This is a genomic window from Micromonospora sp. NPDC048887 (genome assembly GCF_040649715.1).
Classification (GTDB): Bacteria; Actinomycetota; Actinomycetes; order Mycobacteriales; family Micromonosporaceae; genus Micromonospora.
Genome location: NZ_JBEZGA010000033.1, coordinates 1 through 10,368, shown reverse-complemented (window position 1 = coordinate 10,368; position 10,368 = coordinate 1). Strand labels below are relative to the sequence as shown.

The following is a 10,368-nucleotide window of genomic DNA, read 5'->3' as shown; positions in this document are numbered from 1 at the left end:
CACCCGCGAAACCGAACCAGCCGAACCACCTATCGCCATCCCGGCACCAGCCGGCAGCCGGTAACCACTGCTCCATCGAAGCGGGGGGAACTCATTTCCGCGATTCTGCATCCCGCCATTGCAGGGCGAATGTAAGGATCGAGATGCAGAGGGCGAGTGCGGCAACCCCGGCGGTGATCTGTGTCGCCCGCGCTGTGATCCAATCGGCAGTGGCGGATCCTGCACCTCGTTCCCTGCGCGGTCTTGGTTCGGGGGGCCGTACGGAGTTGGTCGGGACAAGGAGTCCGCTCTGCCGTTCAAGCCACTTCTTCTCCGCATCCATTCGCCCTCCTATAAACGCAGGCTACCGCCTCAAGTCAATGACCGAAGCTGGCAGAAGGGCCACCCGCAGCTGACGGCCGGCGGCCGGCGATGTGGTTCAAAGTTTCTGTACGTCTTCAAGGCGGCCCGACAAGCGGGCCGCACGCGCCGCCGCCAGGGCGCGTGGCCCGGCCCCTCCGCGTTGCGCCAGGGCCGGACCACGCCGAACGCCCGCGGCTGGCGCGGACAGCGGGGAATCCCGAGCGGGCCCCTGCAGAACGACAGACTGTTAACGGGTGAGGGTGGGCCGGCAGGCGGCCGGGCCGCGCGGCCAGGAGCCCGCGCGGCGTAGGGGAGCGCACGCCGGCCGCGTCGGCGTGCTGGCGGCGGTCGCGGGGTTGCGGCTACTGCGCCTCCGGCGGGGGCGCTCCGGCTCCAGGATGGCCGGGGCTGCGACGGCGGGTTGCGGTCCGTGGGTGGTTGCGGTAGGCCATCCCGCCTGCCATCGACCCGGGCGAGCCGAGCAGACCACCGCCCGACCCGCCAGCGTCCGAACCTGCGTCAAGGTCCGCTTGACATGGCGGGCCGGGCGGCGGCCCGCTCCCCTGAGGGCGGGTCGACGGCGACGGGATGGCAGACGGCAGCGTTAGCGAAAGGTGAAGATGCAGGCTGCGGCGTCGAAAGCCTTCAGCCATTGCCAGTTCTACCCTGATCAGGTGTCTGGCTTCACCAGGTCGCTGGCCGGTGAAGGGGGTTTCCCTTCTGGTTGTTCTGCCAGTTCCACCATGAATCAACGTGGAAGTCCGCTTCAGGCTCGGGCTTTCCCGGCTGCGGTTCCCAAATGCTCGAGTTGCCGGGGGGAGGCGACACTTTGACAGCGTCCTCGTATCCATCGAGGTCCTGAAGCGCCTCGAGCTGACCTGGGCTCAACGGCGGGTGGACTACGAAGCGCCGATTACCTTGCCCCTGTGCACCGGCCTGCATAAGTAGCTCCACCACAGATCCGAATGATTCCAGGGAGCCGACAGTGACGGTAATAACAGGGCCGTCCGGCTTGTCGTCATGTCGGTCAGAGACATCGACAGCCGCCGGGGCATTCTGTTTCCCGGGACGCGGCGGCACAGGGTCCGGAACGCGGAGGGCTGGCGGTGCCACCCAGGGAACGCGTCCGAGCTCGTCGTAGATACTTGTCGCTCCCGTGGACACTTGGCTCTCCACGACAGCCCCGAGCCGCTGTAGTCGGGACACGATGCCCCCGCTGTTGCGGCCAAACTCGGCGGCCAACCGGTCAATCGTGACCCCCTCGGCGTACCGAGCAAGCAAACGCTGCTCGTCTTCGGTCGTCCACCGCTCGTAGGCCCTTGGGTGTCGTTCCCTGACCTCAGCTACGCGGTACGCCCGCCAGTCGCCATCAGGCTGAAGCTGTTGCGCCGCCTTCGGCAGCATGAGCCCGAGTAGCCGGGCGGCAACGGAAAGGGCCCCGGGGGGCATTACCCCAGTCAGAGACGTGATGAGCTGCCCGTCATCGTCGCAGCCAGTCAACGTCACTGACACCCGGTCATCGCCAGTCGGCTCGACCGCGACGTCATAGACCAGGCCGCCAACGGCAAACTGCTCGTGTACGCCCTCCACTCGGGCATGGCCGGGGTAGCCGCGGCCGCTGTCGCCACTCATGACCGGAAGCGTAAGAGCAACCTCCGACATCATTGCCGTTCTGCCACTCGGTGAGTCAGCAACCGCCGCTCTCCAAGGTGAAGAGCAATTGGCGTCCCTACGGCGACGCCCCTGCAGGCCGCCCTAGCTAGACTTGCGAGCCTCTGCGACCTCCTCGGGCCGGCGTTGCCAGCAGGCCAGAGGGCTGCCCGGTGTGTCGCGCCGCGTCCGCACCACCGCCTCGTCGCGCCGTTGCCTTGTCGCGCCTCCGTCTCACGTCAAGGGTCGGTTGACGGCTGGAGGACCTAGCCTGACCTTTCGGGTAGCACGGCGCCAGGCTCTGATCCCTTAGGGTGACAGTTCAGCAGCATTGAGGATGGGGACTACGTTGAGCGCCACGGCCGCGCAGCAGCGCAAAGAGCTGAACGACAGACGCCACCAAGTCGACTTTGACACCTATGACGTTACGGTTGACGAGCTACTCCGGCGGGTTGAGAAGGGGCGTATCGACGTTGCCCCCGCATATCAACGCAAGTTCCGCTGGCTTCAGCCGCGCCAATCCGCACTTGTGGAGTCGATATTCCTTGGAATTCCCGTGCCCCCTCTTTTCATGGCGACGAACGCTGAGGCGGGGCAAGCGAACAGCTGGGAGGTAGTCGACGGCCTTCAGCGAATCACGACCCTTGTTCATTTCGCAGGTAGTGAGCTAGCGAAAAGAAAGATCGGGATGGAGGACTCCCCTCTCCATCTAACCGGACTCGAAAAGTTGAAGACGTTCGAGGGTGCTACATTCGAGTCGCTTCCGGGCGATCTTCAGTCACTCTTTGAGGATCGCCCCCTAAAGGTCGTCGTACTAAACGACAAGAGCAATGTTCGGGTTCGGTTCGACTTGTTCGAGAGAATTAATACTGGCGGGATTACCCTGACTCATCAAGAGGTCAGGGAATGTGTGTTCCGCGGACCGTTCATCGATCTGCTGGAAGAACTGGCATCGCGCGACCACTTCAACTCGGTGATCAGACTCTCCGAGAGTAGCCAGCAAGACGGCACAAGGGAAGAATTCGTGCTCCGGTTCTTTGCCTACCTTGAAAACTATCAGAACTTCGAGCACGCCGTTAAGGACTTTCTGGACGACTTTACGATCGCTGCTAGGGATAAGCCCGACACTCTCAAGCGAACCAGAGTATTTGACAGGACTTTCAAATTCCTCGAACAGTGCTTCCCGGACGGCATCAGAACCCGTAAGGGGTTAACTCCGGTAAACCTCTTCGAGGGAATTGCCGTGGGTGCTGCTCTTGCCCTTAAGGAAAAGCCGAGGCTCGCCGCCCCCGAGAACCTCGACTGGATTAATAGCGCTGAGCTGAAGGCTAACGCGGGCGGCGGGGCTAATACAAGGAATAGGGTCAGGGGGCGAATCGAGTACTGTCGGGACAAGTTCCTTGAGCACTAAAGTCGAATGCGGCCCGCACCGACAGCAGCTGACGGAGCGGGTTGAGGTCGCGCGCCGACTGGTCGAGTCTACTAAGCCAGCCCTCCCAGCGCTTGAAGACGATGGCACGAATCCCCCCTTACGTGACATCTCGCGTGAGGCTCGTGGTCTCGCCGTCGTCCTTCTATTTGCCGCGTATGAAAACCTTCTATATAGCCTTTGCCGAACCCTGCTTGAGGCGGCAGCGAAGTCCAGAGCCCAAGCAAGAAGACTAAAGCCTGGGATCCAGCTCTTCCTGGTGCACGGTGAGCTGGTGAGCATCGCCGATAGCGGCAAACGAAAGCTTTGGAAAGCCTCGGGACCAGGAGTAGTTGCGGCATTGTCGTCGCGTCCTGCCCGGGAGTTGAACAAGGATCTCTTTCCTGACGACGGAAGCTTCATGAAGAGGTCTCAGGTGAAGCTCTTCTGCGAGCTGTTCGACTTGGGGAACCCGGCTCCAGTTCTAAGAGAAGTTTGGGAGCGAATAGACACAGTTGTGGATGAGCGTAACGGAATCGCTCACGGCCGACTAACGCCGGAGGAGGTCGGGCGCCGCTACAGCCATGGGGAAATGTTGAATTTGATTGACGTTTGGGGCGCTCGCTGGAGCGACTTCCTCGACTGGATAGAGCCTCAGTGTCAGGGGTCTTCCTTCTATCTGAGTAAACGATGACCCGTATGGAACCCGGGATGGATGGCAGTGACTTACGAACGCCTGCAAGACGCGATGGAGCGATTTCGCTTGCGCCCCGCAAGAGCGGCCAATCGCCAATTAGAGGTGCAGCTCTATTGCTGCGAGGAGCTGACTCGGAGAGGACTTTACGGGGCGGAGATCGAGAAACGGCTTCCAGGTGCCTATCGCGACAAGATGTGGGATGTTGGCCGGATCTCTAAGACCGGCGAAGTGACTCTAGGTATATCTTGCAAATCCATTATCTCTAATCATGCAGGGACGGTCCCTAACCGAATTGACGACATGCTCGGAGAGGCCGTTAACCTCCACCGGCGATGGCCGTGGGCGGTCACCGGCTACCTCTTCATGATGTCGCGAGTTGATGAGTCGGTCGATCGGAGAGGGAAGCGGAACGCAGCAATTGCGAAGGGAATTCCCGAGCAAGTCGTAATGCGCGAGGCGCGCGAGAGCGGCGATTTCTGGTTCGGACGTCTCGGTGACAGCGTCGGTGAGGCATCGGACAGGCTTGGCCCTGATGATTTCCCTGAGAAGTTCGAAGTAGTTTCTTGCTCTTTGCTAGACTTCGACGCTGGCCCGCCCTTTCCCGTGCAATACCATTCCTTGACGCCCGACCCCGACGAGTTCTTCGACCGGATGGTGGAGATCCATCGGGAGCGGTTTGGTAACACCTGATCAAATGGCTGTGGCCGGCCTTCGGGCCGCTCACAGCGACATTTGTCCCCAATGGTGAGCCTTGCCTCCAAGCTAGAGGTCGCTCGCTCGCTCAACAAAGATGCGTTTTGCGTCATCGTCCAACTGTGGGCGGCCGAGCCTAGCTTCAACCATTCGAAAATACTTCGGCTCGACTTCGTAACTGATTGACGATCTTTTCAGTTGAAGGGCGGCAAGTGCGGTGGTGCCGGTTCCTCCGAATGGGTCAAGGACCGTGTCCCCGACGAACGAGAACATGCGGATGAGCCTCTCGGCAATTGCCAATGGGAAGGGTGCCGGGTGCAGCTTGAGGGAAGCTCCCCGAATATCGTCCCAGATCGTCCGGAACATCTTCACGTAATCGTCGGTCGGGATGAAACTCTGCTGCTCCATCTCTGCCGAAGGAGATCGGTAGCCACCCGGTTTGCGCAAGAAGATGATGTGTTCGATATCATTTTTGATCACGCCACCCGGCAGGTTCGGCTTACCCAAGAACCGGCTTGAGTTCGATGCCTCTAGCTTGATGTTGGCAACCTTATACCAGATGATTCCTTGAAGATGGTCTAGACCAAGGCGTCGCGCTCTCACCCGGATGTCTGAGCCGAGGGGTAGCACGTAATGCCGACCGCCCTTGGACCGCGCGATGTTGACGTCCCCCACCACGCAACAGATCCTGCCGCCTGGAACGAGTACCCGAGCGCATTCAGCCCAGACTTTGTCCAGCTCGTCTAAGAACTTCTCGTAGTCATCGATGTCCCCGAGCTGATTGGGATTACCTGGCTCATACTGCTTCAGGTTCGCGTAAGGGGGTGATGTGACGACGAGGTGTACCGACTCGTCCGGAATCTCCTGCATGGTCCGGCTGTCCCCGAGGATAACCTTGTGTTCGGTTGGCCCCTCTCGCAACGCTTCGCGCGGATTTCTTGCAGGCTTGGGTGGCACGGGCGCTCCTCACATCTGTGGCGTTGAGTCTACGAACGGCTGGCAGCAAGCGACAGGAGGCTCGCCCACGCCCTCAGGCTGGTCGACGCCCTAGTGGCGCGGGGCGCCCCACCTGACCAAGGCGAGGCTCTTCCAGAAAGGCGAGGGTAGCCAAGAGCTGTGATAACCGAGACGGCTCGATGCTCATCGAGTGACTCGCAGCACGCTGGCGCAGATGGGCCAGAGGCACGGCTGTCGACAGCAACCTCGCCGAACGGCGGCACATAGACCGGTGCTTCCATGGACCAGGTTCCGAGCGTGCGACCGTTCCTGGGCGCGTGCGGACGCGACGCACAGAGCTTGTAAGCGAGGCGTCAGGCAGCAAGGCAGCGAAAAGGCAGCGAAAGCATTGGTGTGGGGCGACCCCGAACGTGAGCGGGCGACGCCCGGCACCTGCTCGTCGACGCGGGCCGCCACCAGGTGGCAGCGGCGACAGCTTGAGACCGCATCCCCCCGACGGGGGTCGTCCCTTTGTGGTGGGAGCGTGCCACCGCAGGTCACCGGCACCCGGGGACGGTCTGCTGGACCAGTAGGTGACAGGTTCAGTTCACGCGGTCTGACCAGCCGGTCGGGTCGGGGCGCGTAGCCGGGCCGACGACGGTCTCGGCGGTGCGGGCCAGCCAGCGCAGGGCGGAATCCACCCGGCGGCACAGGTACGCCTGTTGAACCGACCGGCATGAACACGAGATCGGTGACGTCCAGAGACGAGGCGGCGGCACCTGCCGGCAGCCTCAGGTGGCGACCGGCGTCACCGGCCGCCCTTGCCGCCTCGCCCAGCGGTGGGCGAAGGTGGAGGCTGTGAGCGACGAAATGGCACGGCCGGACGTCTGGCAGGTCATCCGCGACCGGCTCGCCGGAAAGCCCGACGACCATGTCCTGGCGCTCACCCTCGAGGGTGGCGGCATGCGCGGCGTGGTGTCGGGCGCGATGCTCATCGCACTGCGCGACCTGGGCATCACCCGCGTCTTCGACCGGATGTACGGCACCTCTTCGGGCTCCATCAATCTGGCATATTTCGCGGCAGGCGGCAGCTGGGATGCTCTCTCCGTCTACTACGACCACCTTCCGCGCGGCTTCGTTAATCCGGCCTACCTGGTGCACCGACCGCGCCTCAACATGCCGTACGTGTTCGAGCGGGTGATGCGGGAGGAAGTTCCGCTCGACACCGTCGCGCTGGCCGACTCGCCTTTCGACGTGCGGATCGCCCTGTCAAATGTGGACACGATGCTGCCGGAGCCATTGGATGTCCGAGATGTCGCCCCGGACATCCACCGCTATCTCATGGCCGGGTCGTGGTTGCCGATCCTCGCAGGTCGTCCGTACCGGCTCGATGGCCATCGCTACCTCGACGGCGGACTGCTCTGGCCCGATCCCCTGTATCCGGCGCTGGCCGATGGCGCCACCCATGTCCTGATGATCAATACAGCTCCTGAGGGAACCCCCACGGACGCGAACCGGGTGACCAGCTTCGTCCTGCACCGCACCCTCAACCAGTGGGCACGGGGACTCGGCGACGCGGCACTTGAGGCGCGTATCGCCTGGGAGGCCGACAAGCAGCTCTTAAAGACAGGCACCACTGTGGACGTGCGGGGTACGTCCGTTCTACGGCTCCGACCCGCCGCCGGCTCCCATCGGGTACGGCGGCTCACGCTCGATCGCGGAACGCTGCTGGACGGGGCTCGTGTCGGCTATCAGTCGATCTTCGAGGCGTTCGGGCGACCGCTGGACGGGGCGTACTTTTCGATCAGCGGACGCAGGTCAGCCGAACAAGGGTGAGGCTTGCTCGGATCGCTACCGTGGGTGCATGGCTTCGCGGCGGACGGTGATTCCCAGCACCTTGATCGGCCTCGTCGTCGTGCCCGCCCTCATCAACCTTGCTACCGGCGGTACTCCTGACGAGTGGGGAACGCGCCAGTGGGCACTGTCCGGGGCTGCCGTCGTCCTCGCCCTGGCCGTTGCGGTCCGCGAGCGCGATCAGAGGTACGAGCAGCCGTCGCTGGACGCGGTGCTCAACAACCTCGCCGACGCGATAAGCAGTCAATGGACGACGGAGATGGGCACGCGGAACCTCAACGAACCGCGCCCGTTCCCCCTGGGCTGGAAGGTGGCGCCCGCGGAGCTGACCACCCCGCTCAGCACGCTGCATCTTGCGGCAAGTGAGTGGTGGCCGGCACCCGAAGGCGGCTGGGCGCGCTCAACCGCCCTGGCAGGTGACGACCTCGACCTTGCCGAGGTGCTACTGCGGCGGGCGCCGACTCGGCGGCTGCTCGTGCTCGGCGGCGCCGGTTCCGGCAAGACCGTCGCGCTGGTCCGCCTCGTTCTGCGCCTGCTCAAATTGCGCGGCACGCCCAAGGGCGTCAACGCTGTCCCGGTCCTCTATTCACTCGCGTCGTGGGACCCGAAACACACCGGTCTGTACGACTGGCTGGAGACGCGGCTCTCCAACGACCACCCCCAACTGGGGGAGACCGATGGCCGGGGCGTCACCTGGGCACGACGACTGATCGACGCAGACCTGCTCCTGCCGGTCCTCGACGGGTTCGACGAGTTGCCCGCAGCACTGCGCGCCGCTGCCCGCGACGGCATCAACAACGAGATGCGCCGAGGCGCCGGTTTCGTGCTCTCTTCCCGTACGGAAGAGTTCGCCGAACTCGTCGACGACAATCCCGGCACGGCTGGCCGACTGCACCTAACCCTGGCCATTGAGATCGAGTCGGTACGCCTCCCTGCGGCTCGCTACTACCTGGCTGCCGAGGGCGGGGAGGAGCGGTGGTCGGGCGTCTTCGCTGCCGCAACCCGATCGGAGCCGTTGCGCGAGGTTCTCACCACCCCGCTTCAGATCAGCCTGGCCCGGGCGATCTACAACCCTCGTTCTGAGGAGCCCCTGGATGAGTTGCCTCACCCCGACGAGCTAACCGACAGCGACCGCTTCCGGGACCGGGCGGCGCTCGATCAGCACCTGTTCGCCGGGTTCCTGCCCGCCGCCTACCGGCAGTTCCCCGGGCAGAAACCCGAGCCGTTCTGTGACAAGGAACGCGCGATCAGATGGCTGGGCCTCCTCGCCGTCTGGCTGGAGAAGCGGGCCGTAGTCGACCTGGCCTGGTGGGAGCTGCGCGAGAAGGTCGGCGCTCCGGTGATCGCTCTCTCGGTCGGCGCCCTGCCCGCGCTCGCGGTCGGCTTGGTCGCCGCGTTCGGTGACACGCTCGGGATGGGTCTCGGTCTCGGCATCCTCGTCGCCCTGGCCGTGGTGTTTCTGCCGATCGGGCACCCGGGAAACGGATCGGGCCGTCGGCACCCGAACACCTTCCAACTCCTGATGGTGCCTCGACGCGTCGGCATCGTGGGCGGCATGGCGGCGGGTTTCGTCGGTGGTCTTCTCGGTGCGCTGGCCGGGGGGATGCTTTGCCACGTCCTGCGGGGCACCCCGGTCTGGGCCGGCCTCATGGGGGGTCTGGGTGCGGGCATCGGCGCCGGTGCCATCGGTGGTAGACGCCGGGGATTCGCGGGCGGCCTCCTGGGCGGCATGGCGGTGGCACTGACCGCCGGTCTGGGCAGGGGCGTGGTCGCGGGTCTGGTGGACGGAGTCGCCGCGTGGTTGGCAGCTGGCGCAGTCGTCGTGCTCACCGGCCTGCGCCGTCCGGCCCGGGAGGTGCGGGCCCTGCACTACTCAAAGGTCGGTCTCGTCGTCGGGATCACCGTCGGACTCGCCATCGGTACACAGGTGTGGCTGCGCTCCGAGCTTCGCCTGGGGATCCTCGCCGGCATCGTCGTCGGAGTGCTCGGCGGCCTGGCCGCTGGTCTTGAGGGCACCACCGTAGACCCGAACAAGATCGCGGACCCGCTGAGCGTGCTCCAACGCGACCGCGGGACCTTCCTCATGGTCGGTACCCTCGGCGGACTCGCCTTTGGCCTGGGCGCAGCCTTCGGCGTACGCCCCAGCGTCGGCCTCGCCGCCGGTCTGACCGTCGGGCTGGTGGCGGCGTGCGTCCAGTCCTCGTACGGCCCGTTCGTCATCGCCCGCTTCTGGCTCGCCGTCCGGGGTGACTTGCCGTGGCGTCTCATGAAATTCGTCGACGACGCTCACCGCCTCGGTGTCCTCCGCCAGATTGGAGCGGTCTACCAGTTCCGTCACATTGAGTTGCAGAGATATCTGGCCAGGGCGACCAGTCGGTACGAGTCGACGCGCGAAGCCCAGGAACGGGCGGCCGTCGGGCCGCATGTCCGCAGTGCCACAGCAGATGGCTGATAACGACCCCGGCCGAACAGCCAGACGTCCTGAGGGCACCCGGCACGGCTCAGCGGATCACGGTGCGCAGGTGTACCGGGCCGGCTCGAAACACACCAGTCCTCGGCCCCGCTCGTCGGCCACCACCCAGGGACGACCGACGTACGTCTGCTGCCGGTCCGACTGGCCGGGCCGGAGCACCGCGTACTGCTGCCGGCGGCGCTCGTAGTTGATCCAGTCGACCACGGCCATCGGCCGGTGGGCCTAGGGCCTGTGTCGAAGTCCGTGCGAGGGCTTGAGCTGTTGGGTGAGGATCTTGGCGTGTCGGTGTTCGAGATGTAGCGAGGTCTCCGGTAT

General features: G+C 64.3%; 8 protein-coding genes. 5 read left to right on the top strand and 3 right to left on the bottom strand.

The annotated features are described in order from the left end of the window. Nucleotides 1-1,026 precede the first annotated feature (1,026 nt). Nucleotides 1,027-1,974, bottom strand: coding sequence for a hypothetical protein (locus AB0C17_RS28905; RefSeq protein ID WP_357481395.1), 948 nt, complete (start codon nucleotides 1,972-1,974; stop codon nucleotides 1,027-1,029). Nucleotides 1,975-2,341: 367 nt separating this feature from the next. On the opposite strand from AB0C17_RS28905, the gene AB0C17_RS28900 reads away from it, so the two are divergent. From AB0C17_RS28900 to AB0C17_RS28890, 3 genes are all read left to right on the top strand, one after another. Then, nucleotides 2,342-3,403 carry a DUF262 domain-containing protein gene (locus AB0C17_RS28900; RefSeq protein ID WP_357481392.1) on the top strand — a complete coding sequence of 354 codons (1,062 nt, stop codon included), beginning with the start codon at nucleotides 2,342-2,344 and terminating at the stop codon, nucleotides 3,401-3,403. Between the two features lie 292 nt (nucleotides 3,404-3,695). Further along, the gene (locus tag AB0C17_RS28895; RefSeq protein ID WP_357481389.1) at nucleotides 3,696-4,094 is read left to right on the top strand and encodes a hypothetical protein; all 399 of its coding nucleotides are present in this window, start codon (nucleotides 3,696-3,698) and stop codon (nucleotides 4,092-4,094) included. Nucleotides 4,095-4,121: 27 nt separating this feature from the next. Beyond that, nucleotides 4,122-4,787: a hypothetical protein gene (locus AB0C17_RS28890; RefSeq protein ID WP_357481386.1), complete on the top strand. Its 666-nt coding sequence runs from the start codon at nucleotides 4,122-4,124 to the stop codon at nucleotides 4,785-4,787. A gap of 72 nt (nucleotides 4,788-4,859) precedes the next feature. Here the strand turns inward: AB0C17_RS28890 and AB0C17_RS28885 are convergent, their stop codons facing one another. Continuing rightward, nucleotides 4,860-5,747, bottom strand: coding sequence for a site-specific DNA-methyltransferase (locus AB0C17_RS28885; protein WP_357481383.1), 888 nt, complete (start codon nucleotides 5,745-5,747; stop codon nucleotides 4,860-4,862). Nucleotides 5,748-6,584: 837 nt separating this feature from the next. Here AB0C17_RS28885 and AB0C17_RS28880 point away from each other — a divergent pair. After that, entirely contained in the window at nucleotides 6,585-7,562 is a 978-nt protein-coding gene (locus AB0C17_RS28880) for a patatin-like phospholipase family protein (protein WP_357391205.1), read from the top strand. A gap of 28 nt (nucleotides 7,563-7,590) precedes the next feature. Further along, nucleotides 7,591-10,032: an NACHT domain-containing protein gene (locus AB0C17_RS28875; RefSeq protein WP_357391207.1), complete on the top strand. Its 2,442-nt coding sequence runs from the start codon at nucleotides 7,591-7,593 to the stop codon at nucleotides 10,030-10,032. A 57-nt stretch (nucleotides 10,033-10,089) separates the two neighbouring features. On the opposite strand, the gene AB0C17_RS28870 is transcribed toward AB0C17_RS28875, so the two are convergent. Further along, a complete protein-coding gene (locus tag AB0C17_RS28870) occupies nucleotides 10,090-10,263 on the bottom strand; it encodes a hypothetical protein (protein ID WP_357391209.1) in 174 nt (57 codons plus the stop codon). Between the last annotated feature and the right edge of the window lie 105 nt (nucleotides 10,264-10,368).

Excerpts from the sequence above, each read along its gene's own strand:
- AB0C17_RS28905 (WP_357481395.1), bottom strand. The coding sequence starts at position 1,974 with ATGAGTGGCGACAGCGGCCGCGGCTACCCCGGCCATGCCCGAGTGGAG.
- AB0C17_RS28875 (WP_357391207.1), top strand. The coding sequence starts at position 7,591 with ATGGCTTCGCGGCGGACGGTGATTCCCAGCACCTTGATCGGCCTCGTC.
- AB0C17_RS28870 (WP_357391209.1), bottom strand. The coding sequence starts at position 10,263 with ATGGCCGTGGTCGACTGGATCAACTACGAGCGCCGCCGGCAGCAGTAC.